Source organism: Bacillus sp. B25(2016b) (genome assembly GCF_001679765.1).
In the GTDB taxonomy this organism is placed as follows: Bacteria; Bacillota; Bacilli; order Bacillales; family Bacillaceae_G; genus Bacillus_A; species Bacillus_A thuringiensis_K.
This window is the reverse complement of record NZ_CP016285.1, coordinates 2,372,886-2,397,742: the sequence shown is the minus strand read 5'-3', so window position 1 is coordinate 2,397,742 and position 24,857 is coordinate 2,372,886. Positions and strand designations below refer to the sequence as shown.

Here is a 24,857-nt window from a genome sequence, read left to right as displayed (position 1 = left end):
TTATACAAAAGTATCCTTTTTCGTCCCTTATCTATTTAATATGAAATTTACTAAAAGTAAATCCTAGTTTCTCCACATAATCCATCCCTAATTCCATACGCGCCGTTTTCAACGGGTCCACAACTTGGCAAACTTTTAAATTACCTGCTGCCGATAATAAAAGAGTTGCATCAGCTTTAGACATTGCTAATTCTTCATGTAAAAATGTCACCATATTATGTACAGCACGACTTGCTGCATCATCTAACAATTTCTCTGAAGCAATCGTCATCATTTTTTCTTTTTGAATAGCCATTGGTAACGGCCATTTCTTTTCTTTTATAATTTGAACTGTTACAGTTACCTCACCAGCAACCTCTACACCACTAACACCAATTTCACCATCCCCCATCGCTGCGTGTAAATCGCCTAATGCTAATAGAGCACCAGGAACATTTACAGGTAATAGCAATGTCGTTCCTTCTTTTATCTCTTTACAATCCATATTTCCACCATGATCATGCGGGGTGCCACATGAAATGCTCTCTTCTTTCGGCGCAGTACCAATAACACCAATCATTGGATTAATCGGGATTTGTAGTTCACTTGAAAACAAAACATGTTCGTTATGTATTGGGACAATTTTCACTGTATTTTCATTTAACTCATCCCCCATTACACCAAGGTTTGCACCTGTAGTTAAAACGCCCTGCTCTGCAATTTTAATTTTTTCAATCGTTACGACTAATATATCACCAGGTTCTGCACCATTAATAAATACTGGACCAGTCGCTGGATTAATTCGGTTCCAATCTAATTCTTGAAACGCAACATCTTCAGAATCAATTTGATTTTCAAAGCAATCATATGTTTCAAATACAAGACGACTCCCTATTTCTACTTCGATACAAGGCTGATTATCTGGTGACATTGAGTAAATGATATGGTCTTTATGAATTCGATACATAATACCTCTCCCTTTTATATTTATCTACTATTACTAATTAGCTTTTTTTATACAAGCTCCTCTTAAAGTTAATATTATTTTTATGTAAAAAAGCACGCCGATTGTTTTATAACATACAATCTTTACTATAACAGAAAGGTGGTATTGCTATGCCCCTTATTCCATACAACGAAAGTGATGTTGATTTACTAGCTCGTTTAATTCGTGCTGAAGCTGAAGGCGAAGGTCGCCAAGGTGAGGAGTTAGTTGGATGCGTTGTAGTAAACCGTGTATTTTGTGATTGCTTAGATTTCAAACAACTCCGTACCGTACGCGACGCTGTATATCAAAGCCCCGGCGGATTCGAAGCAGTACAATACGGGTATTTTTACCAACGCGCTCGTGAATCAGAAAAAGAAATCGCACGAAAAGTTTTGCAAGGTGAATGGCGCTGGCCCGCACGATGGGCACTTTGGTATTTCCGTCCAGTTGGAGCTTGTTCACCTGAATGGTATAACCAGCCATTTGTAGGACAGTTTAAAAGCCATTGTTTTTATGAACCAAGTGGTGATGAATGTCCGAAAATGTATTCACGATAGTAAAAAAGAAAACACTGAAAGTACCTGCTTTTATATATACTTTCGGTGTTTTCTTTTTATTCAAGTAATCTAATAGTAAGATAAAATATTTAACTCCTATAACATTTTATTAATTGAATATTCAACATGTACTGAAGTTTCTTAGACTAATAGAAACCAAATGGTATATAAGAGATTATCACTAAATAACAACTTTTAGTTTTAATATATATATTTGTTTATAAAAAAATGATAAACTAATTTACGCATTGGAAAAATTTTATAATGATAAAAAGGGGATCACTATGAAATTACTACGTTTATTTCTCATTCTAACTCTTGTTGTATTATTAAGCGCATGTGGTAATACAGCAGTAAAAGTCACCAAGGTTCAAAAAAACGGCGAAACAACTTTAAACATTGGCTCCCTGAAAGGGTATTACGATGTACAAACGATCAAAACTGAACAAGGAAATGTACAATTCCCTTTTGATGCAACCGTTGAAGAGGGTACAATTTTATTACAAATCACTAAAGACGATAAGGTCATTTACGAAGAAGAAGTCACTTCTCAAAAAGAAGGTTTACTTTCTTTTGAAGCACCAAAATCTGGATCTTATAATTTAATTGTACGCGTAAAGAACGAAAAAGAAAAAGAAAAAGGTATACAAATACATACAAAACTATAAAAAAACGGCAAGCGAATTCTAGCTTGCCGTTTTTTTTATAACTCAATTTTCATAATATATACTTATCGATTAAACGAATTGTTTTGTGTATACTTCATCTTTATTTACATTCTATATTTAGACATTATTCTTAAAAAATCTTCTAAAATAAAAATTAAGTTATGATTTCCGGAATTTTAGTTTAATTACCTAAAAAAATTCTTTATCGCTTCTAATTGAATTTTGTGGCTACACTCATCACAACAATATGCCCCTTTTGGTTTCTCTTTAAATCGCTTATATTTTTCACTACCTTCGTAAACACGAAATATATTCTTACAAGAAAAGCAAACAATTTCGTAAAACATCATATGCATTTTCCTCTCCTTGTTTATACACTTTTTTAATCACTTGTGAGAAGGTCATTTTTCTACAGTATAAATCTTAATATCCTCTGACTAAAAGGTTTACCTCTATTCTTATCGAATTATATTAATATCTTATAACGCGAGGTGAACATCTTGTTCAGTGATATAGAATTAGTTTTAGATGCTAAAGCAAGTTTAGCTGAAGGACCATGTTGGAATGAAAAAAAGCAACTTTTATATTGGGTTGATATTATGGAGAGAAAATTATGCATATACAATCCTACCGCTAATACGAACCGAGTAATTGCTCTCAATCAACAAATTGGCTGTGTTGTTCCATATTTAGAGGATGTACTACTCTTAGCTATGGAAAACGGCTTTTATTCTATTAATGTAAATACAGAAAAACTGACACATATTTTTGACCCCGAACAACATTTAATAGAAAATCGTTTTAACGATGGAAAATGTGATCCCGCTGGTCGTTTCTGGGCAGGTACTACAGATACATACGGTATGAATGCTGCAGGTTCCTTATATTGTTTACATAATAATTTAAGTGTAGAGAAAAAAATTTCACATGTAAATACTTCAAACGGAATGGCTTGGTCACCTGATCATACATACCTTTACTTTATAGATACACCTACTAAAAAAGTGGTTCGCTATCAATATAATATACGTACTGGAGAAATTCATAATCCAAGTGATGTAATCATTTTCTCTGAAAATGACGGTCTACCTGATGGTATGACAATTGACGAAGAAGGTTGTTTATGGATTGCACATTGGGGAGGTTCAAAAATAACTAGATGGAATCCCTCTACTGGAGAACAAATATTAAGTATTCCAATTCCTGCGTTATATGTAACATCATGTACGTTTGGTGGGCCTAACTTAACTGATTTATATGTTACAACAGCCAGAACAAGAATGACTGATGACGAATTAAAAGAGTATCCACATGCTGGTGGTATTTTTCGAATTCAAACAAATGTTAAAGGCTGCCCCACCTATTCATTTTGTAATAAAAATATTGGAACTGAAACAATATGAACCGTATCGATTACATAAGACAAGAAGAAAAGAAATATCACGATCTTTGCTATGAACAATATAAATTGTTTGAAGCTGGCTCTTGGCTTTATAAACCGGTTAAAACAGTTATGGACTTAATGAACTACTTTGAAGGGCAAAACAAATTACAAGTACTTGACCTTGGATCTGGCGTCGGTAGAAATAGCATTCCAATTGCACAAATAATAAAAAATTATAATGGCACTGTTACATGTGTTGATTTACTTGATTCCGCTTTAACAAAGCTAAAAATTTATAGTAAAGAACATGATGTATTCGAGGTTATAAAAACAGAACAAGCAGAAATTGAAAACTATCATATTGACTCTAACGCTTATGATTATATCGTTGCAGTATCAAGTTTAGAGCATGTTAAATCAAAAGAAGCTTTTAAAAAAGTGCTCCATTCTATGAAACAAGGGACAAAAAACGGCGGTATTAATTGTTTAATTATTAACTCTAACATACAAGAAATTGTTTTAAAAACGAATGAAGAAGTAAAAGCTTTAATTGAAATTAATCTCCCAACCGAAGAAATGATACGTCTATTAAAAAGCATTTATAAAGGATGGAAAGAAGTAAAAGTTGAAATAAAAGAATTAGCTTATAATATAGTTCGTAATGAAAGACACATTCAATTAAAAACAAATGCTATAACGTTTGTAGTTCAGAAATAATCGTATAATAAAGATATGGTTATTTCTCTCAGATTTATTTTTATTGCACGAAATTTGCAAGTATAAATATTTATGAAACAAAAAAATAAAAGAGCACTTGTTTCCGCAAGTGCTCTTTTGGGGATTTTGAGATACCCTATTAACGAAAGTTAAGGTTACTTAAAGTTAAAAGGTATTTATATTATATGCTTGTCCTTTTTATTTGTGCATAATCAATATATAAACATCTTTAATCATTCTTAATAACTTTTAGTTATCGTTCTTTCTTACATTTTATCATTAAGAAATTGATTGAAGGTTTATTTACTATGTTCTTATTTGGTTCATCAATTTCCGAAACTTGTACTAATCCATATTGATTAAAATCTTTTTTTATAGATTCAGAATCATAGAAGAACATTTTTACACCTTCCATTATCTCATAATAATCTTTATCCAACTGTTTTCCTTTTCCGTACATGGGAGCTTTTTTAGAAACAGTTGTAAAAACCATATATCCACCTGGTTTTAACTGATTATAACAATCTTCAATAAATTTTTCTCTTTCCTGTCCATTCAACAAATGAAGAAGTGCATGACTAAATATCCCATCATACAGTTTATTATCAAAAGGCATTTCGTTTACTGAACCGTGATACATACTAACATCTTCTAGTCCGTTTTCTCTTGCTAAATCGATCGCTGTTTTCGAAATTTCAATACCTGTTACATTTATACTATTTTCGATAAATACCTTTGCGTTTCTACCATATCCAATACCGGGAACTAATATGTCCTTAATGTTCTTTTCTAGAAAAAAATCTTTTGTCAAAATTGCAGATTCTGTAGGTTCAAATCCCCACATTGTTTGTTTCTCAATAAAACTTGATTCCCAAAATTCCATTATGTTTCTATCTCCTTGTTTTCATCTCATTTTTAGTATCACATTAAAAACTTATCAACTTTTACACTGCGGCTACCTATGCCAAATTAATTTTTTACCACATTCACTTTAGGTCCATTGAATATAGCATAATTATAAGTCTATATCTATTATAATGACTGGTTTAAAATCCACCCTATTTTATTAATCCTTACGCTTGTAGAAAATAAAAAAAGCCAATGCTACTTCCATTTAGAAATTGTTCTACCTCCCTTGATTTCAATTCAAAGAAATGAATGATAAGTAGTATGCTTGCAAATATGATAGCCGCGAATATAGATGGGACTACTTTCCTACTTAATACAGGCTCTACAATAATACGCGCAATTGATACTACTATAATGATTTCAACTCTTGTCATTTGGCTAACAGATTTACTACCTGTCATTTTTAATGCAAGAATCCCAGTGAGAATTAAAGTAATGCTTTCAACAATAATATGCATAATAGCCCAATCCTTTAATGGTAAATGTTATTAGCATTCTAGATGCACTTTAAACTTTTTGGTGGAAATTAAAACTTACATATATAGAAAATGGATCTATTTAGATCCACCTTTTTTCAATAAGAATTTGATAATCTATTTTCTATTGTCAAAAAAACAAAAGCACCCAAATGGATGCTTATAGATTAAACTTATTCATTATTACTTTCTCCACTTTTATCATCAACTGATTTCAAGTCTAACATGCTGCCTATATCAGGCGGTAAAGCTAGCTCTATACCAGCTACTGGTTGATTATCTTCATTAAACCATTGTTTCTTAAATTTACTCAATTCTTCATTTTTCTTATTTCCATCCATATTACCCCGCCTTTTATGTACGTGATATTAAATACTTTACTTAATATGTACATTGAGAAAGATAATATACGATTTGTACATAATGAAAGAGCAACAACCCGTTGTGCCTATTAAAAATTAACACGTACATGCTACTCCTCGTTTTATTATCATATTAATGACAAAATATATGTAAGCTACGTGACAAGTACGTTGTCATTTTATTCATATGAGACAAATACTTTTAAAGGAGTAATTATTCCTTGACTTAATTCCTCAAAACATTTTTCAAGTGCAGTATAATGAATTTCATATTGAAAAATCTCTTCTATCCATGGCGTCTGTTCTATTTGACTAAAAAACCAATCTGCATGTTTTTGGTAACCATATCCATCACTTGAACCAATGATTTTCAATTCTTTTCGATAAAATTCGGCGGTTAATGTTAAGTCTTCTATATTACCATCAGAAAGAATACATATCGCTCTATTACTATTAATAGCCTTTTGTAATGTGTGAAACCCTCTATTTGTAGCAGAACATTCCAAACCGTAATTATATGTTTCTATTATTTGTTTTTCTGAATCAAAGAGGTTTTTCGCACCAAACTTCTTTGCAAATTCTCTTCTATTTTTATTTGGCTCAACAACATCCACATGCTCAACACCTACATAGTATTTTAAGAAATAACAAGCGAGTAAACCAATAACTCCCATTCAAAATAAATGCTATACTTTAAAGATATCATCTATTGGTAGTTTATTTCCATTTGAAACAATTATGTCCTAAACAAAAAGAGCACTCAACAATTGGGTGCTCTAAAAAGTATTAACATAACACTTTTCTTCTACTTTTTATAACTCAGTTCTATCACTTTCGGTATATGATTGTTATCATATTTCCTTTTATAGAGGTAACGTCAGGAAGATACGAATATACAACGTTAAGGAATTTTCATTACTTTATACCCATTTTTAAGTTATATTCAATAACCATGCTTTGACATTGTCTAGAGCATGGTTATTTTTTAAACAAATATAAATCTGCTTAGTTGATTTTTTAGTTCAGCAATTTATTGAATTCATTAACTGGAAGAAGTATTCAGGTTTGTGAGTTTTATTTAGGTTATACCATGAATGTAATGTATCTGGTGCAAATACATCTAATTTTTTCAGTACCTCCATTGCAAATTCCAGAGGAGCTATCCCTGATGCAGTAACTAAATTTGCATCAGATACCGCAGATACCAACTCATAAAACTTTTCTCCTTTATAGTTAGGACATACCATTTTAGTATATTCTAAGTTATTACTTGTATGCTTTCTAGTATCCAAGTATCCCATATTCGCTAGGGCATCAGTTGCACCACAAATTGCAGCAACAATAGTGCCAATCTTTAAAGCTTGGCCAATTCTTTCTAAAATAGATTGATGAATTTCTTCACTCCAAGTAGTCCCTCCTGGTAAAATTAAAAGATCTTTACTCTCAAGAGTACATTCATCAAGGGAAATATCTGGTTTTATGCTCAGTCCCCCCATAGTAGTAATCATTTCTTTATTAGCTCCTACTGTAATTACTTTTAAAGGTACTAAATCTTTTTTAAAATATCTTCCTGAATTTAGTTCGGTAATTAAATATCCATATTCCCAGTCCGACATTGTATTAAATACATATAGAAAAACTTTTTTTGTTTGTATCCCATATCACTCCAATCACAATTGATATGGATATTATAATATAACTTCCCTGACAGTTAACGTCAGGGAAGTTATCATACTTCATGAAATTTTATTAATTCCGACAGAACTTCAATAAGTCTTTTCTTAAGACTTATTGGCTCAATAACTTTAATAGATTTATTGTACGGTAAAAGTAAATAAGGTACATATGTATGTATCATATCTTTTTCAAGAAGAAAAACTGCTTGATTTGAAGTCCGCACTTGTAAATAATGTCCTAAAAACCAATGTTGGCAAATATCAGCCAATACACTTTTATCCCCACTAATAACCAAAGAAATAATCCCTTCCTTATCTTCTATAGTTGGAAGAAGATTTTTTATAAAAAAGTCACGTGCTGAAAAATTTTCTGGCCGGTTAAACTTATTTTCGGTTAGCATTAAATTTTCAATTCGATCTACCCTAAAACTACGGATATCATTCCTAAGATGACAAAATCCAATCACATACCACTTATTATTCCAATAGATAATTCTGTACGGATCGACCAATCTATAATTTAATTGCTTTTTCCCACTTTTATAATAAAGAATTTTTACTGAATACCCATCAGTTACGGCCTGCTCCAACTCCTTCAAAAAATGTTCCATAGAGGATGAACTAAATCGACTTATTACTTCTAGACTACTTAAATGTCGGTTTATCTTTGCTTCCTGCTCTTGATTTGAGTATTTACTTAGTTTTGAAATGGCCCTATTTAATGCTTCACCTCCATAATATCCGGCTTCTTCTGCAAAAACAGCAGCGTGAAATAGTGAAGTTTGCTCTTCAAAATCAAAAAAAAGAGGAGCCTCAATAAAATTGTTTAATAACGTGTATCCACCGTTATGTCCTGGTTCTGAAATTATAGGTACACCACTTGTTGAAATTGTATCAATTTAACGATACACAGTCCTTATATTCATCTCTAACTTTTCTGAAATTTGTTTTGCAGTAATTTTTTTATCTGAGCGAAGCATCCATAGAATCGCTAACATATTATCAATTTTAGGCATGTAATTCCACCTCTCTATGGAATTTATCCCTTATTATATATTTCTGATTTTTAGTATAACTCATCAACTGTTCCTTTCCGATAGCTTTCTAAATAATGAGGCCCTAGACACATTTGTAATTTCACAAATTTCATTTACATTCATATCTACCTCTTCATAAAGCTTTACTGCATAATTCATTCCTGCATGATTTTTATGGTATTTCTTTAACCGACCTTTAAATTTTCCTTCTTTCTTATTCAGCTCAATCCCTTTATGTTTCCACGTACGGATCAGATCACGTTCTAATTGGTTTACACCCGCCATAACCTTAATTAAGCATTGGCTTTAGGAATTATCTTCTAATAAATCGTGCCATGTATCTTTGAAGGATTATAATTATCATCCTTATTATAATATTCAGTTACAAAAATAAATTCAATTATTATAGCGATACACACAAACAAAAGAATTATTTTGCGTCTCACAACAAAGCTACTTATTCATTTTTTTCTTTTTTAAATTGGAAGGTTATATGTTCCAATTGTTTGATTTCCTCTATTATTTTACGAATTCCTTCTTCAATCCTATCTTCCTTTACATTCGATACGTTTAACTTTAATAGTCTTTCTTGCGGAAAACCTCTCACATAATTTTTATCAATTGTATCAATACTTATTTGTTTTTCACTTAGTCTTTGGAAAAAAATTTCTGAAATACTCGTTTTATGTAATTTTAAACAAGTATGAATTCCAATTGTATTATGCTTTTTATATGTGAATAAAAGTGGGTTTTCACTATGAGTTCTTTCTAGTGTTTCTGCTAATTTTTTAGATCTATCGTGATAGGAAGATTTAATTTTATTTTTATGACGTTCAAACATGCCACTCTTTATATAAATTTCTAAAGCAGCTTGAGATATCATTGGGCTATCAATATCTAAAATTTTTTTATATGTATAAAAAGCATTCGCAATAATCGGTGGAATAACTGCTACACCAACTCGTAAACCTGGAAAAATAATCTTCGAATAACTTTTCAAATATATGACATGATTATTATGATTCAAGCTATATAACGGATCAGCTTTCGAATCCGTTTCTAAATCTGCTAAGTAATCATCTTCCACTATAAATACATTATATTTCTTAGCCAATAATACGATTTTTTCTTTCTCATCTTTAGAATAAGAAGTTCCAAGCGGATGATGATATCTTGGTATTGTATAAAAGAATTTTATTTTACCTGTTCGAAAAATACGTTCCAACTCATTTAAGTCAATCCCTTCATTCGTACGTTTAATACCAATTACAGGAATTTGGTTTATTTCTAGATATTCAATATATAGATGATATGTTGGTTGTTCAATTAATATCGTTTCATTTTCATTTGGAAATGGTATAGAAGTTAATATTGCTAGCGCCTGCTGTACACCTGACGTTATAAAAATATTTTCTTCTTTAGTGAAGACTTGATAGTTTGCTAATTGTTTTTGAATGACCGGAATTAAAGACGGTAAACCTTTTGGCGTCCCATATACGAACAAGTCATTTTTATATGTATCAATGGCTTTATTAATACAATGTTGAAAATCTAAATATGGAAAAACATCTGGATCTGGTGCTGAAGAGGCAAAGTCAATTATCTCGTTACTTTCTATGGTACTCCCTGATTTTTTAACAACGTAGTATCCACTCTGAGGCACGGAATAAATAATATGACGCTTTTCTAATTCGTGAAGTGCACGTATAACTGTTGCCTTATTACACTTATATTGCATAACGAGTGACCGTATAGACGGTAATTTCTTTCCTTCTTTTATCTCTCCATATTGAATCATGTTTTCTAAATCATTTAAAACATGTAAATACTTATACATTATGACACCTCTTACGTTTATTTTGTACCGGTACAGTTTGTATTTATTCACATTGTAGCACTAGATCAGAAAGATTAATATGTACGTATACTGGCCAGTAAAAAATCAGTTACTATGAGGTGAAATTATGAAACTTACAACAAAGGCATATTTATCAGCTTTACTCTATTCATTTATTATTGGATTTTCCTTTTTATTCGTGAAACTAACACTAACCATTACAAGCCCTCTTGATACTCTGGCTCATCGTTTTACAGTTGCTTTCATAGCAGCAAATATTCCGATTATTTTTGGATTCGTAAAGTTAAATATATCATTAAAAAACATACTTTCTCTTTTACCAATTGCGTTTTTTTATCCAGCACTTTTTTTTGCTTTTCAAGCTTTTGGCTTATTGTATACAAGTTCCTCTGAGGCGGGAATTATACAAGCGGCGATTCCTATATTTACAATGATGTTAGCTTCCTATTTTTTAAAAGAGTATACAAATACATGGCAAAAAATCTCTGTACTCATTTCTGTCATTGGTGTCATTTATATATTTATCATGAATGGTATAGGAACTCATGAAACTAGTTTCATAGGTGTTATTCTTATTTTGCTATCGGCATTATCATCTGCTTTCTATAATGTGTTAGCTCGAAAAATGACGAAGAAATTCAAACTAATGGATTTAACTTACACTATGACAGTAATCGGTTTTATTAGCTTTAATTTAATCGCAATCGCCAGCCATATAAGTAAAGGTACAATAACGGTATACTTTAAACCTTTTACGAATGGAACATTTCTTATCTCAATTTTATATTTAGGGTTACTATCGTCCTTGCTGACGGCATTGCTATTAAACTATTCCTTATCTTATATTGAAGCAGCTAAAATAAGTGTTTTTAGCAATTTATCTACACTTATTACAATTATCGCGGGTGTTGTATTCTTACATGAACAAATCGCATACTATCACATCATCGGAACAATTTTGATTGTTCTTGGAGTAGTGGGCACAAACTTCTTTGTAAAAAAAGGGATTGTAGTAAAGAAGAAGAATACTTCCTTAAGTAAATAAAAAGTGAGGGATATGTCATGCAGCGCTTAAATACAATTGATATTAGTAACGTTCTAGAATTAGAAAAGACTCTTTTTACTTTATTAAATAAAGAGATTTCTTCAAAGCTAGAGCTTGAAAACTGGTTAAAAAAACAATCTACAGTCATTTGGGAAATTGAAGAACAATTAACATCGCACTATATCGCGTTTCAATGTAATACAAATAATAAAAAAATAAAAGATACTTTTGAATATGATCAACAATATGTACGCCCTCTTTTGAAACGTTATCAAAATTCATTTGATAATAAATATTTAGAGTCACCTTTTCGAATGGAACTTGATGTAAAAAAGTATAGCTTACTAGACAAAAGAATTAAGAATGCGCAAACATTATTTTGTGAAAAGAACATTGATTTAGAGATAACTGAAGATAAACTAGTAACCGAGTACTTCGAAATTACAGGTGGTTTAACTGCACAATGGGACGGTGAAGAAAAAACAGTTACTGAACTACAGTCTTACTTACAAGATCCAGATCGTCATATACGAAAAAAAGCAAAAACGCTCATTTCTGCAACATTCTTATCTGTTGAAGATACATTACAACATATATTAAATGAATTAATCGCAATCCGTCATCAAAAGGCTAAAAATATTCAATTAGATAATTATCGTGATTATATGTTTAAAAAACATGAACGTTTTGATTATACGCCTGATGATTGCTATGAGCTTGCTGAATCTATTCGTAAATACGTAGTACCACTTATCGATAAAATATTTAATGAGAAAAAATCTGAACTTCAAGTAGATAGTCTTCGTCCATGGGATTTAAAAGCAACCGCACCAAATCAAAAAGCATTAAAACCAATTGAAGACGCGAGTGAATTAATCGAAAAGAGTTCTTATATTTTACATAAACTAGACCCTGAATTTTCTATACTACTGAATCGTATGCATGAAAATAATTGCTTAGATTTAGAAAGTCGTAAAGGAAAAGCGCCAGGAGGATTTTGCGAATATTTGCCTGCTTCTCGATTATCTTTCATTTTCATGAATCTCAATCATACACATGATGATGTTACTATTTTTCTCCATGAAATGGGTCATAGTATTCATAATGAATGTATGAAGCAGTTAGAGCTACAAAAATATTTAGAAATCCCTTCTGAATCAGCTGAACTCGCTAGCATGACGATGGAATTATTTTCGATGGAATATTGGGGTACATTTTATGATAATAGTGAAGAATTTATAAAAGCAAAATTAGATTTCTTTAAAGATATTGTTAAATATTTACCCCCAATGCTTATCGTTGATCAATTCCAGCATTGGATGTATGAAAATCCTAATCATACTGCTAAGGAAAGAAACGAAAAATATTTAGAATTACATAACACTTACCAATCAAACGTCGTAAATATCGAAGGGTATGAAAATTGGATCGCAACTGGCTGGTTACCTGTATTACACATATTCGAAATACCATTCTATTACATCGAATATGCTATTGCACAGCTTGGTGCGTTGCAAATGTATAAACAATATAAAGAAAATCCTAAACAAGCAATAGAAAATTATAAAAAAGCTTTATCATTAGGTAGCTCTAAATCTTTACCGGAAATATATGAAGCGGCTGGAATTCGTTTTGATTTTTCTGGAGAAACGATTAAAGAACTAATGTTATTTGTAGAGGACGAATTAGAGTCACTTGAACAATTGTAAGAAGTAAGCTGTTCCTATATTTTAGGTTCAGCTTTCTTCTTTATTTTATTTATCAATTCTATGTACTGAGTATCACCATATCCGATTGTTGGAAAAAGATAAAACAACTTTGTTAATAATTCTTGATTTGATAAACCTTTATTTTTAGAGATGAATTTCATTACGATATTATCTTCTTTTAGCATTTCTAAATATAAATCTATAGCTTGATACATTACAGGTGGTACTTTATGATAAGTCTTTTTATGGTTTACTAATACTTCATTGTATATAGTAGAATTATCCCCCAATTCAAGTTCAATTTGATTTACTTTAAATTCATCCTCCCTGAAACTATTTAAGTATACTTTCCCTTCATAGCACGACTGCTCAAGGTATGAAAGTAAAGTAAGTAGATTCATTTGGCAAAACATATCTTCACCGAACCATAAAACAATACATTTATACTTTTTCGCAAATAGATTTTCTAACGGATCTATAACTTTTTTTGCATAATTTTCGACTGAACTGTTATGACCTTCTGCTCTTATTTTAATAAACTCTTCATCAAAAACTTGTGCAGTAGCGCTATTTACACACATGGCCTCGTTAAATGGAGCATAATCAGACTCACCCATTAGCTCCTCCGTTTTAAATTCTTCATACATCATTTGACCATTCAATATGTTAAGTACATCTTTATCAAATAGCTCACTATTCTTATTACGTAACTGTTCAACCTCTAATTTTCTAGAAATATTCATTTTGAACTCCCCTTCTTTATTTATATTGAGTTTAACAAATGATTGAATAGGCATGTTGTTCGTTGGTATTCTCTTGGATTCATTCCAAAAACATTTTTACATATTCGATTTAGCCGTTCCTATTTATAGTGCGATAGAATATTCATTTGCTGGAAATGGGAATATCATTGACTATGAACATTCTATTACAAAAGCACTATTTGAAGGCTACCAAGAGGAAAATGAACTACCAAAAGAGATGATAGACAAGTTTCCATTATTTATTAAATTAAAGGAGATTTTTGAATATAGCTTAATGCATATGTATTGGGATAAAGAAGAATTAACGGAGGAACAAGTACGGATTATGAACCTTTATAGGATGAAGATCGAAAATAAGAATACCTATATCAATATTTAAGAACGCTGTTGTTTAACTACAAGGAAACTTTGGTTAAACAACAGCATTTATTAATTAGCTGACAACCTTTTTTATGACTTATAAATACTGATTCAATAATCTTTTCAAATACACTTCATTTTGCGGTGATACTTTTTCAGAAAATCTAGCTGCAATAATAATAGGAGCCCATTGAAAAACTTCATCTCTTGATATGCCGTTACGACTGCAATATATATGTAAATACATTTCAGCTAATTCTACCGAAGATTGTGAGTACAACAAGTATGTTCGAAATACATCTGCGCGAATATCACCTGAACTAGCATCTACCCAATCTATAACTTTCACTTTCTCTTCCTTACTCAAAATCAAATTAAATGGATGGAAATCTCCATGACATAGCCTAAAATTAAATGTAATAGAATCTAATTTTTGTAATATATTCTTCTTTTTGCTTTCATCCAATTTTTGTACAGATTTAATTTGACGCTCTAACCTTTTCCTCATTAACTCCATTTCATCTGTATTCACACGTATAGCATGGATCTTTTTTTGCTCATTAACACAAAGGCCGATATAACGCTCTGCCTCATTCAAATTATTAAGCAGGAGATCACCAATGTTCTCTCCTTTTACATATTCCATAATAATTGCCTGTCTATCGTGTATCTTTGTCACTTCAAATACGTTTGGAACTGGCAGCCCGCATGAATAAGCATATTTTTGTTTTTTTGCTTCATTCATAGACTCTGTACCTGGAAGATATTCTTTAAATAACTTCACAATCTTATTATCATACAGATAAATTTCCGCTGTATTTCCTTTAGCCATTGGCTCACCTAAGTTCAAGTTTCACCCTCCTTAAACCATATAGTATTCTACACCCCTATTTTAAATTCACTGCAATGTTAGGAAATCCTTCTACTCACATAAATCCTATTATTACAAAAATCTTTGAAATGCTAAAAGAAAAGTACGCATCGAAAACAGCCCTATAATTTTTTAGCATAATTATAGGGCGACTTTAATGATGTTGATAATGTTTTGTTTCGTTTGACTTAAATAATTGTTATTTTTAGTAGAAATTAATATACCAATCGGGATTTTAGAATTAAAGTCCTTAATCTTAAAAGATAGTATTTCTTCATTCAAAATTGTACCTTTCGGGATAATTCCTATCGCATTTTCAAAAAGCATTTCTGGAATGAGGTTTAAAGCACTACAATTGTAAATTCTTTTAAAAGATAAATTGTTTTCTACCAAGAAAGAACTTACAGATTGATAGGAATAACAATTACTTTCTCCTACAATAACTGGATAATCTATAATATCAAATGCTTCAACGGATTCTTTTTGTAACAAAGGATGCTTGGGATTATTCACTATAAATTCAATCTGTTCATCACATATTGGGGTGAATTGTACCTTTGATTTATTTTCATTATTTCCGCACACCGCAAAATCAATCTTATTATGTTCTATCATTTCTGATAAAAGTGCTGTATTTCCCACTACAAAATCACAATGTATGTATGGTTTTTCAGCATTTAAAAACTTTAATATTATCGGTATTAACCTTTTAGCAACGGATTCTAATAGGCCTATTCTCAAACTCCCTTTCTCTTCATTACTAATACGTTGTGCTTGAGTTATTGAATATTCCCAATGTGTTACTAAGTTTTCTACTTCCTCTGCAAAAAGTTTTCCTTCTTCTGTTAATCTTGCATCCCATCCTCTTTCAAATAACAGAAAACCAATTTCATTTTCCAGCTTTTTCATATGTGTTGTTACTGTTGATTGTGCATAGTTTAATTGTTTAGCAGCTTGTGAAAACGTTCCTTCTTCAATAATTTTTTTAAATGTAAGTAACTCTTTCATTTCCATTTCATACACCATCTTCATCGATTTTATTGATAATTAGTTAATATATTTTCAATTATACAAATGGAAACATTGGAAGTAAAATGAAATCAAAAGGAAAGGAGTCCTCTATTATGCCATTTGTCACCGTTTATCATCCTGAAAAATTATCCGATAATAAGTTATTAAAAAATGTAAGCAATCAAATTCACCATTCGTTAATTGAACATTTCAATATTCCTGAAAATGATTATTTTCAAATGTTTTTACCTTATCCTTCTCATCAACTTTTTTATAATTCATCTTATCTTTTAGAAGGTTCATTAAAACGATCCAATAATATGATTTATGTTTCTATTACATGTGGACCTGGAAGAACAATTAATCAAAAAAAAGATTTATATAAAGCTATAGCCACTAGTACAGCTAATATTCTACAAATCTCTACTGCTGATGTTTTCATTACACTACACGAGACACCGATGGAGAATTGGTCATTTGGTCAAGGAATAGCTCAAATGTTAAATCAACATAATAACTAGACTTTAATTTTCCTTAAAACAAAATAAACTTACCGCTTTCTATAACTATATAGAAAGCGGTAAATTTATTTGTTTAGGAATATCTGAATGAAACTCTGGTATATACACAATAGAAAATGTATATCCCTGCTCAATAAATGACACTTCATTATGTTTACATTCAAATGGAACATTATTTTTCTTAAAGTTAATTTGGATTCGCTGTAAAAATGCGGGATCCGGTGTTCCAAAAGAAACGTGCACTTTCGGTGGTAAAGCTTTCATCGCGATTGGAATCCAAGGTCTCTGCCACCAAGTCGCGACGATATATGCAGTGCCACCTATAACAAAGCTGAAAATATCCCCTTCTTCCATCGTTTTCATATTTAAATTTAATTTCAGCCATTCTCTAAAAATAGGTACACTTTTAACAGGAAGACCAATTTCCCGTACGTATAAAATGTTTAAAGGTGAGTGTGGTACTAATACATCCTCTTTAACATAACTATGTGCAATAATTTCAAGAAGATTTCCATCTCCGTCTTTAAAGTATAAATTGAATCGACCATCCTCTTCATCAATTATATGACCATCTTTCCATTTCGCAATGAGTAATCCAGACTCCTCAAGCCATCTTGCTGTTTCATGAAATTTTGAATATGGGATTTCAAAAGCAAAATGTGCAGGTACAATTGGTTCATACACTTCTTGAAAGCTAATTGTTGTATAAGGTGTTACTTCAAATTGAATGAAGGATGCTGTTTCTTTTTTTATTGGAAAAGATAATATGTCCTTATAAACTTGTTTTACCCCTTCTATGGAAACCGTTTGTAGTTTTATATCTGATATATGTGTAATCACTTTACATTCCCCCTCATTTCTTATTATCTATTCGTATTGTATTACACTTATAAATAGATAAAATCAAACGGAAGGGTGGATTTTTTATATAGAAACTACAACTTTAGTATGAATATGTTAGCTCCAATTATTTTTTATTTCTACTATAACAATTTCTGGTTTATCCCCGTGCAACATGTGTGTAGTATCAGGAATTACTTTTACTATACTGTCCGTTTTCTCTTTGAAAACATTTGCTGTCTTATCTCTATAATCCGCCCAAACTTGTGGAACTGTAGCTCGAAGTAATACAATATTAGCCGGCAGCTTCTCATATATATCTATCGTTTCATCTTTATGCATACCTCTTATTATATTACTAGCTGTATTCCCCCTGGCATGCCACCATACTTTATTATCCATTTCGACCCCTAGGTCCTTTACAGCAACTTCTAACAATGAAGACCACCTAGTATAAGCTTCTTTTTCACTTTTGAAAAATTCGTCCCAATTATTAAAAACGTATTCATCAAAGTCCTTTTTATAATAAGCAATTTCTTCTCCCAACGTTTCTTCTTGAAGCCTTTTTGTTTGATATCCACCATCAATAAGAATACTTCCTTGTACTTTTTCTGGATGATGTAACAAATAAAATAACGCTACAAAACTTCCCCATGAATGTGATAGAAAATAAAAGTGTTCGATTCTCAATTCATTTATTATTTCATTTAACCAATTTGCTAAATTGGGCATCTCATAATCTTCCGTTCTTTCAAAGGGCGGTGTTTTACCATGTCCAGGTGCATCAACGGAGATAAATCTATACTCTTCTTTTAATTCCTCAGCAATTTCTATAAAACTTAAACTCGTACTTCCTAATCCATGTAAACAAAAAATAACAGGTTTATCCTTATTCCCCCATTCAGTAATATGTACGTTTAATTTTTCATTGTTAATATAGTAACGTTTCAAAACCTTCATTTCCTGCATTCTTTTCCACACAAAAAGCTGCTTTTCTTTAAATGAAAAGCAGCTTTTACACTAAAATATATTATAATTTAACAGCGATAATCATAAATCTTTTTGAATTTGTACGAATCCCTTTTTCAGAACTATTCGTTTCAATGAACTTTTGTAAAATAGTAAAATCCTCTTCCTCTTCTCCAAATCTAGGAATAATAGGTGTATGTTTTAATAAGAAAATAAGATCTTCAGGCGTACTGTAATAATCAGTAACATCATATTCGCGTACTTGCACGAGATCAAATCCTGCACTAATAAGTTCATCCATATACTTTTCTTTTAAAGTGCCATCTCGTTCACCTAAGCATTGTCCTCTGCCAAATGCTTCTTTCAGGTTTAATTTATCATTCTCACTTACTTGTTGTGTTAAGAAAAAGGCACCCTTTTTCATTACTTTTGCTAACTCAGATGCTAGAAACGGAGCATGACAACTTGAAGCAATATCAAAATGGGCATGCGGAAATGTTAAAGCTTCAGAACCCATTTGAAGAAACTCAACATTTTGTACACCTGATTTTTTCAAGTTAGAATGTGCCGTTTCAATCATGCCGTTAGAATTATCAATTCCAATTAACAATTTAGCCGAAGATGCTATGTTAAGTACATTTTCTCCTCCGCCTGTACCAACATCAAGTAAAATATGTGATGGTTTACACCTTTCTTTTACCTCACTATAAAAGTCCCATGTATCTCCTACAGTTTCACATTTTATTTTGCTAAAATCCCATCCATTTAATCTTCCTACTTTATCATAGAAGCTTTTATACTCTAATTCGTTCATCTTATTACTTCCCCTTTGTAAAAATAAATTAAATATGTAATATAACCTACAACACTGTTTAATTATATATTATAAAATAAAAATTATTAAAACAACATTTAACTTCGCACTACATTTGGTTTACATAATAATTTTATAGTTTATCTTTAACTATATGTTCTAAATGTCTTCTTCCCCAACTACAAATACTATCCAAAACAGTACTGACTGTTTTTCCATGTTCAGTTAAGCTATATTCTACTTTAGGTGGTATTTCTTGATAATGCTTATGAATCTTATAAATCTCTTTCTCTTGTAAAAAGGCCTGGCCATAATAATGAAATTGCACATACTGTTCTATATTTAATGCAAAATAGTTTTACTACGGGTAATGTATTATTTCCAGATGGAGGGTACACATATCATTAAATTATCAGCAACAAAAGCCCCTTATTACAGTGGCTTTTGTTGCTAATTTAAACATCGCTGAAGTAATATAGGATTCTCTTTTATTAGTTCTGCTAAAACAAAAGTTGTGGAAAAGGTCGTAAGATTAACTCTTTATCCAGCAACCCCTTTTGTTCTCGAATCATTCCGCCTCCTCGCATAAAAACCGCCCTAATTTCTATTCCCTACAATTTTATATAAAATCAATATTATAAAGTAGGATTCAACAACTTCTTACAGAATTCTATATTTAATACGTATTGGACGGATTATTTTCAAGTTCCTCTATAAAAAAGGGAGGTCATACAATTGTGAAATTTGTACAAGAACGAAGATTAACTATCAAGACAACTTTTTCAAAAGAATACAAGATTTTTATTTTTGGTTTACTCATTTCACGAATCGGGGATTCACTATATACTTTTGCACTGCCTTGGATTGCCTATCAATTAACTGGTTCAGCTGTAATTATGAGTTCTTTATTTGCTGTTAACGTATTGCCAATCGTTTTATTTGGCCCTTTAGTTGGTGTACTAGTTGATCGATATGATCGAAAAAAGTTACTTTGGATGGCGGATATTACCAATATTATTTTAGTAAGTTTCGTACCAATTTTACATGCATTACATCTATTAGAAGTCTGGCATTTATACGTAATTACTTTTATCTTAGCAGTTATGTCCATGCTTTTTGATGTAACAACTGTTACAGTCATTCCACACATCGCAGGTGCATCATTAACGAAGGCTAATTCTTTATATCAAATGGTTAATCAATTGGCTAGTTTGTTTGGTCCAATCATAGCTGGGCTTTTCATATCTTTTATTGGCGGCTTTCAAGTACTTTGGATTAATGTTCTTTCATTTATTGCTACATTAATTGCTGTGATTATATTACCTTCTATGAAAAACTTAAATAAAAAGAATACTGATAAAAAAACATTGCAAAATGTACTAAATGATTTGTTTGATGGTTTTAAATGGCTCAAAAATGATCGGTTAAATATAGCTTTGTCACTTCAAGCTATGGTAGGTAACTTTGGAGCAAGTGCTGTTTTAGGTGTACTTATGTATTATTTATTATCGACATTAAATCTTACCTCCGCACAAAGTGGCTATAATTATACTTTAATAGGAATAGGTGGGCTTTTAGGAAGCTTAATTGCCGTTCCTTTAGAAAAGAAATTTCGACGTGGTGTACTTATTCCTTTACTCCTATTTTTAGGAGCGCTTGGGTTAACATTTGCTTTGTGGAGTACATATTGGCTTGCTCCCGGAATTGCTTTCGGAATCGCGATGACATGTAATATCACATGGAATACGATTGTTACATCAATTCGGCAGGAAACTGTTCCATCCAATTTGCAAGGACGTGTTTTAGGTTTTTCTCGTGTACTTACACGATTATCTATGCCATTGGGGGCATTAGTAGGTGGAATTATTTCAGCCTACAATCCTGTATTTATATTTGCTTTAGCTGCTTTTACTAAAATAATTGAAGTCTTTATTGCCTTATATAGTCCGATACGAAAACTGTAAAGATTAAGATTTATATATTTCGAGATATTAATAAAATAAAAAAGGCATAAAACATGCCTTTTTTTATTACTTATTTGTTTATTGGATAACAAACTTCTGTAACCCACTTATTAGGATCGGATTCCATTGCTGGGCTCACATGATAAATATTAAACATCGGGCCTGCTAATTTGTAACCCTCTGTCTCAATCCATTTTGCTGCAGCCTCATTTACAGCTGTCATCTGTTCATAACTTCCATTAACTGTTATAGAAGCTACATTGGTTGATTTCATATTTTTAAATGTAACGTCTTTTGTATTTTCGTGCTTACCAAGAATACTTAGCTGTATTTCTATATCTACATCATTTTCTTTGTATTCACGATCATGGAAAACCGCAATACTATAACTCGGATGGGCAATACTAATATTTTTCATTTGAATTTCTTGCATTAATATACTCCATAAATCACCTTCGCAATTATACGATGGAATAATCTTTCTAACACTAGCTACAGTTCTTTCTGGAATTTCTTTTATGGAAACATGATAATTCATCTCAACAACATCCTCTCTCATCGTTTTCATTGAGTCTTCGAGGAGACGTAATTGTTTTTGGAGATTATTCATGTCTTCTTTAATTTGAGCACTACGATTAAAAAATTGCTCTTTTATGGTATCTATATTATCGCATTCTATTATTTCTTTGATGGTAGCAATATTAAACCCCATAGCTTTTAACGTTTGAATTTGATTTACTTTTTTTAATTGGTCTGCTGAATAAAATCGATATCCACTCTGCTCATCGACTTTTACTGGTTGTAGTAATTCCACTTTATCGTAGTGTCTCAACATTCGTATACTAATGGAAGATAGTTTTGAAAAATCCCCTATTTTAAACATGATTTCCTCCTATAAGTTACATCTACTTTGAAGCTCAACTTTATTTTAAACAATGACATTGTGTGAGGGTCAACTGTTTATAACGTTTGAATTATATTTCTTTATTTACTTTTATATCCTCTTCCTTCTTTAGGTTATAAAAATTCACTTATTGATTCGATCGCGACTAGCAATCAATTGATTTACCTTCATATGAACCTCTATTCTTATTTCTCATTAAAAACATATTTGCAATATAATAATTACATAATGAATATTACCTATTATGTAATTATCCTCTAACTTCATGAATCTTACCCTTGTATATTTCAAACCATTGTTGCCATTCATCTTTAGAAAATTCTTTCTCGTCTCCTTCTAAAACGCAAGAAAAAAGATTTAAACAAATATGCCAACCAGCTATATCTCTCGGTGTATGATCTGTTAATTCATTAATGTACTCTTTAAGGAATAAAAGAGTACTATTTTCCTCTTTATGTATTTCAAATCGGACACGGTCTTTATCCCAAGTAAATTCAAGTACTGAGTTTAGTTGACACTCTAAAATATCAATATTTATGAATGAACCGTCCATCATGTCGAACTTTATTATTCCACCAGTTTTAAGGCTTTCAATCTGTAAATTGGACATCCATTTTTTCAGCTTACTGTTTTCTGTTAATACAGACCAAACTTCCTCTACCGTATATGGAAATTCGCGTTCAAATTTTACAATATATCCATCAGTTAGTTTCCCAATTTCAGCTATCATTTTGATTGCCCCCTTATACAGAATATATGTTCCCATTTCATTTTACACGAATATAAATATAAAATAAATATTTATGTCAACGAAGTGTTAATTTAAAGTGAATGACGCTGAGAAAAACTTAAATATTTTCTAAATCGAGTTATATAGTATTGAAAATTAAATATAGATTTACGTACAAATAAAAAAGCCGCATTTGCGACTTATGAAATCATAGAATTAACTCCTTTTTTTGTTGAATGATTAGCGCTTAATCGCATCGACAATTAGCGATGGAAAACCAAGTTTATCGCCTTTATTTCTAGAATCATACCTTTTCGAACGGAAAATAACACCGTCGTTTGCATCCCATTCGTTGTAATAAAACCGACCACTTTCATCACAATATTCAAGTAAAACTACCTCGAATCCAGCAGTTTCAAACATTTTCGTTAATGTTTTATAATTATGAACGATTTTATGACTTGCTGCTGGATGATCTTTTGGACCGGGTCCCCCTATTTGAACTATATTTTGATATACCTCATCCTGAAAGAATGCATCAGGGACTCCGCACCGAATATGACCAGATGGTTTTAAAAATTCATAACAGATTTCAGCTGCTCTTACACCTTCTTCAAAAGTAAGGTGTTCCCATACATGCTCAGCTAAAATAGCTGAAATAGAGTTGTATTCAAATCTTTCTTCCCACGTAGCTTTATCTAGTAAGTTAAGTTCATCTTCTTGCGTTTGAATCCAGCCTGGATTATTATTAAACACTCCAGCTCCGACAACTACTTTAATTTCGTCTTGTTTTATTGCCACCATGTTCACCTCTTAAACATTTTAATTCATTAATATATTCTATGTTTACTATTATCCTTCCTCCTTCAACAAATGTAGTACCATGAGTCCAGTACAATACCGAACTCATGCCCTAAAACTCTCTAACGCAACGATCTGTCTAACTCTATAAAATTAGTTCATAATATACGATTTTTCTTACAGAAATATAGCACACCAAACATTAGCATAATACCAATTACGTAAAAAATTGTTGTTCCGCTCCCACCAGTATTAGGAATTACCCAATTATTCTTCGCATTTTTCACTGTTATTTTTTGTGTCTTTACTGCTTCTGTAATTTCTATTTCTATTGGATCCCTAAGTAACATGTATCCGTTCGGTGCTTTTATTTCTTTAATCGTATACTTTCCAATTGCTAATTGGTTGGAAATTACCTTTCCTTTTTCATCCGTTATTAATCTACTAACTTCTTTCCCTTCTTTATCTAACACTTGAAATACAGCGCCTTTTAGCTTTAATTCACTATCCTTATCATCAACTTTTTCAATTTCAAATTGCCCAGTCGGATCTGGCAATTTCTTATTTTCTATTTTAATTTCTACTACTGTATCTTTTCCTATTTTTACAGCTATTTTATCTTTTACTAATTCATAGCCTTTAGGTGCCTCTATTTCCACTAGGGTATAGTTTCCTATTGGTAAGTCTTTTGATATTACTTCTCCTTTTTCATCTGTTACTAACTCCCCAACTACTTTTTTATTTGAATCTTCTATATGAAACTTTGCCCCTGCTAGCTTTTTATTTTTATCTCCCGTATCTACTTTCACTAACTTCATTTTCCCCATTGGATCGGGCAATTTCTTATTTCCTATTTTAATTTCTGCTACTGCATCTTTTTCTATTTTTACAGTTATTTTATCTTTTACTAATTCATAGCCTTTAGGTGCCTCTATTTCCACTA

The 24,857-nt window shown here is 31.3% G+C and carries 25 protein-coding genes and 6 pseudogenes; 10 read left to right on the top strand and 21 right to left on the bottom strand.

Annotation, left to right across the window (positions count from 1 at the left end):
- Window positions 1-31: 31 nt before the first annotated feature.
- Window positions 32-946 carry an acetamidase/formamidase family protein gene (locus BAQ53_RS12185; RefSeq protein ID WP_000285656.1) on the bottom strand — a complete coding sequence of 305 codons (915 nt, stop codon included), beginning with the start codon at window positions 944-946 and terminating at the stop codon, window positions 32-34.
- Window positions 947-1,095: 149 nt separating this feature from the next.
- Between BAQ53_RS12185 and BAQ53_RS12180 the strand changes: the two genes are divergently transcribed.
- The gene (locus tag BAQ53_RS12180) at window positions 1,096-1,524 is read left to right on the top strand and encodes a cell wall hydrolase (protein WP_001128399.1); all 429 of its coding nucleotides are present in this window, start codon (window positions 1,096-1,098) and stop codon (window positions 1,522-1,524) included.
- A 284-nt stretch (window positions 1,525-1,808) separates the two neighbouring features.
- Entirely contained in the window at window positions 1,809-2,192 is a 384-nt protein-coding gene (locus BAQ53_RS12175) for a BA_1872 family lipoprotein (protein ID WP_208906884.1), read from the top strand.
- 185 nt (window positions 2,193-2,377) lie between these two features.
- Here BAQ53_RS12175 and BAQ53_RS12170 read toward each other — a convergent pair whose 3' ends face one another.
- A complete protein-coding gene (locus BAQ53_RS12170) occupies window positions 2,378-2,548 on the bottom strand; it encodes a DUF2197 domain-containing protein (RefSeq protein ID WP_000551042.1) in 171 nt (56 codons plus the stop codon).
- Window positions 2,549-2,692: 144 nt separating this feature from the next.
- On the opposite strand from BAQ53_RS12170, the gene BAQ53_RS12165 reads away from it, so the two are divergent.
- Window positions 2,693-3,595 (top strand): SMP-30/gluconolactonase/LRE family protein, encoded by a 903-nt coding sequence (locus tag BAQ53_RS12165; RefSeq protein WP_208906883.1) that lies wholly within the window; start codon window positions 2,693-2,695, stop codon window positions 3,593-3,595.
- Complete coding sequence (locus tag BAQ53_RS12160; protein ID WP_001079456.1) at window positions 3,592-4,293, top strand: class I SAM-dependent methyltransferase; 702 nt, start codon at window positions 3,592-3,594, stop codon at window positions 4,291-4,293. Before BAQ53_RS12165 ends, BAQ53_RS12160 begins: the two co-directional genes overlap by 4 nt.
- A gap of 253 nt (window positions 4,294-4,546) precedes the next feature.
- Here BAQ53_RS12160 and BAQ53_RS12155 read toward each other — a convergent pair whose 3' ends face one another.
- The 8 genes and pseudogenes from BAQ53_RS12155 to BAQ53_RS12120 all read right to left on the bottom strand — a co-directional run bounded on the left by BAQ53_RS12155 (window position 4,547) and on the right by BAQ53_RS12120 (window position 10,590).
- Entirely contained in the window at window positions 4,547-5,176 is a 630-nt protein-coding gene (locus tag BAQ53_RS12155; protein WP_000397589.1) for a class I SAM-dependent methyltransferase, read from the bottom strand.
- 217 nt (window positions 5,177-5,393) lie between these two features.
- Window positions 5,394-5,660 (bottom strand): annotated as a pseudogene (locus tag BAQ53_RS12150) (DUF421 domain-containing protein); the annotation flags it as partial.
- 191 nt (window positions 5,661-5,851) lie between these two features.
- Window positions 5,852-6,019 carry a hypothetical protein gene (locus tag BAQ53_RS12145; RefSeq protein WP_000348946.1) on the bottom strand — a complete coding sequence of 56 codons (168 nt, stop codon included), beginning with the start codon at window positions 6,017-6,019 and terminating at the stop codon, window positions 5,852-5,854.
- 200 nt (window positions 6,020-6,219) lie between these two features.
- Window positions 6,220-6,714 (bottom strand): annotated as a pseudogene (locus BAQ53_RS12140) (MDR/zinc-dependent alcohol dehydrogenase-like family protein); the annotation flags it as partial.
- Window positions 6,715-7,062: 348 nt separating this feature from the next.
- Entirely contained in the window at window positions 7,063-7,695 is a 633-nt protein-coding gene (locus BAQ53_RS12135) for a type 1 glutamine amidotransferase family protein (RefSeq protein ID WP_033672617.1), read from the bottom strand.
- A gap of 74 nt (window positions 7,696-7,769) precedes the next feature.
- Window positions 7,770-8,732, bottom strand: a pseudogene (locus tag BAQ53_RS12130) (helix-turn-helix transcriptional regulator).
- Window positions 8,733-8,795: 63 nt separating this feature from the next.
- Window positions 8,796-9,104, bottom strand: a pseudogene (locus tag BAQ53_RS12125) (helix-turn-helix domain-containing protein); the annotation flags it as partial.
- A gap of 106 nt (window positions 9,105-9,210) precedes the next feature.
- Window positions 9,211-10,590: an aminotransferase-like domain-containing protein gene (locus tag BAQ53_RS12120; RefSeq protein WP_208906882.1), complete on the bottom strand. Its 1,380-nt coding sequence runs from the start codon at window positions 10,588-10,590 to the stop codon at window positions 9,211-9,213.
- Between the two features lie 127 nt (window positions 10,591-10,717).
- On the opposite strand from BAQ53_RS12120, the gene BAQ53_RS12115 reads away from it, so the two are divergent.
- Window positions 10,718-11,656, top strand: coding sequence for a DMT family transporter (locus BAQ53_RS12115; RefSeq protein ID WP_208906881.1), 939 nt, complete (start codon window positions 10,718-10,720; stop codon window positions 11,654-11,656).
- A gap of 17 nt (window positions 11,657-11,673) precedes the next feature.
- Entirely contained in the window at window positions 11,674-13,365 is a 1,692-nt protein-coding gene (locus tag BAQ53_RS12110; RefSeq protein WP_001189358.1) for a M3 family oligoendopeptidase, read from the top strand.
- A 14-nt stretch (window positions 13,366-13,379) separates the two neighbouring features.
- Here BAQ53_RS12110 and BAQ53_RS12105 read toward each other — a convergent pair whose 3' ends face one another.
- The gene (locus BAQ53_RS12105; protein WP_002181532.1) at window positions 13,380-14,108 is read right to left on the bottom strand and encodes a hypothetical protein; all 729 of its coding nucleotides are present in this window, start codon (window positions 14,106-14,108) and stop codon (window positions 13,380-13,382) included.
- A 52-nt stretch (window positions 14,109-14,160) separates the two neighbouring features.
- On the opposite strand from BAQ53_RS12105, the gene BAQ53_RS12100 reads away from it, so the two are divergent.
- Complete coding sequence (locus tag BAQ53_RS12100) at window positions 14,161-14,508, top strand: hypothetical protein (protein WP_000899728.1); 348 nt, start codon at window positions 14,161-14,163, stop codon at window positions 14,506-14,508.
- A gap of 78 nt (window positions 14,509-14,586) precedes the next feature.
- Here the strand turns inward: BAQ53_RS12100 and BAQ53_RS12095 are convergent, their stop codons facing one another.
- Both BAQ53_RS12095 and BAQ53_RS12090 read right to left on the bottom strand, forming a co-directional pair.
- Window positions 14,587-15,339, bottom strand: a complete 753-nt coding sequence (locus tag BAQ53_RS12095) for an aminoglycoside phosphotransferase family protein (protein WP_001048448.1) — start codon at window positions 15,337-15,339, stop codon at window positions 14,587-14,589.
- Window positions 15,340-15,501: 162 nt separating this feature from the next.
- The gene (locus BAQ53_RS12090; protein WP_000425265.1) at window positions 15,502-16,374 is read right to left on the bottom strand and encodes a LysR family transcriptional regulator; all 873 of its coding nucleotides are present in this window, start codon (window positions 16,372-16,374) and stop codon (window positions 15,502-15,504) included.
- Window positions 16,375-16,484: 110 nt separating this feature from the next.
- Here BAQ53_RS12090 and BAQ53_RS12085 point away from each other — a divergent pair, with 110 nt between their 5' ends.
- Window positions 16,485-16,892 carry a tautomerase family protein gene (locus tag BAQ53_RS12085; RefSeq protein ID WP_001117409.1) on the top strand — a complete coding sequence of 136 codons (408 nt, stop codon included), beginning with the start codon at window positions 16,485-16,487 and terminating at the stop codon, window positions 16,890-16,892.
- Between the two features lie 45 nt (window positions 16,893-16,937).
- On the opposite strand, the gene BAQ53_RS12080 is transcribed toward BAQ53_RS12085, so the two are convergent.
- From BAQ53_RS12080 to BAQ53_RS12065, 4 genes and pseudogenes are all read right to left on the bottom strand, one after another.
- Window positions 16,938-17,732, bottom strand: a complete 795-nt coding sequence (locus tag BAQ53_RS12080; RefSeq protein WP_000627937.1) for a VOC family protein — start codon at window positions 17,730-17,732, stop codon at window positions 16,938-16,940.
- Between the two features lie 117 nt (window positions 17,733-17,849).
- The gene (locus BAQ53_RS12075; RefSeq protein ID WP_208906880.1) at window positions 17,850-18,683 is read right to left on the bottom strand and encodes an alpha/beta hydrolase; all 834 of its coding nucleotides are present in this window, start codon (window positions 18,681-18,683) and stop codon (window positions 17,850-17,852) included.
- Window positions 18,684-18,762: 79 nt separating this feature from the next.
- Window positions 18,763-19,515: a class I SAM-dependent methyltransferase gene (locus BAQ53_RS12070; RefSeq protein WP_001003875.1), complete on the bottom strand. Its 753-nt coding sequence runs from the start codon at window positions 19,513-19,515 to the stop codon at window positions 18,763-18,765.
- A gap of 133 nt (window positions 19,516-19,648) precedes the next feature.
- A pseudogene (locus BAQ53_RS12065) lies at window positions 19,649-19,783 on the bottom strand (winged helix-turn-helix transcriptional regulator); the annotation flags it as partial.
- Here BAQ53_RS12065 and BAQ53_RS12060 point away from each other — a divergent pair.
- A pseudogene (locus tag BAQ53_RS12060) lies at window positions 19,780-19,923 on the top strand (SDR family oxidoreductase); the annotation flags it as partial. The pseudogenes BAQ53_RS12065 and BAQ53_RS12060 sit on opposite strands and share 4 nt — an antisense overlap.
- Before the next feature lie 329 nt (window positions 19,924-20,252).
- Entirely contained in the window at window positions 20,253-21,479 is a 1,227-nt protein-coding gene (locus BAQ53_RS12055; RefSeq protein WP_000673888.1) for an MFS transporter, read from the top strand.
- 70 nt (window positions 21,480-21,549) lie between these two features.
- On the opposite strand, the gene BAQ53_RS12050 is transcribed toward BAQ53_RS12055, so the two are convergent.
- The 4 genes from BAQ53_RS12050 to BAQ53_RS12035 all read right to left on the bottom strand — a co-directional run.
- Window positions 21,550-22,362 (bottom strand): MerR family transcriptional regulator, encoded by an 813-nt coding sequence (locus BAQ53_RS12050; RefSeq protein WP_000472626.1) that lies wholly within the window; start codon window positions 22,360-22,362, stop codon window positions 21,550-21,552.
- A gap of 271 nt (window positions 22,363-22,633) precedes the next feature.
- The gene (locus BAQ53_RS12045; RefSeq protein WP_000559845.1) at window positions 22,634-23,113 is read right to left on the bottom strand and encodes an SRPBCC family protein; all 480 of its coding nucleotides are present in this window, start codon (window positions 23,111-23,113) and stop codon (window positions 22,634-22,636) included.
- A 240-nt stretch (window positions 23,114-23,353) separates the two neighbouring features.
- Window positions 23,354-23,914: a class I SAM-dependent methyltransferase gene (locus BAQ53_RS12040; protein WP_033673015.1), complete on the bottom strand. Its 561-nt coding sequence runs from the start codon at window positions 23,912-23,914 to the stop codon at window positions 23,354-23,356.
- 158 nt (window positions 23,915-24,072) lie between these two features.
- Window positions 24,073-24,857: MSCRAMM family protein (locus BAQ53_RS12035; RefSeq protein WP_208906879.1), on the bottom strand; the 785-nt coding region annotated here is incomplete at its 5' end.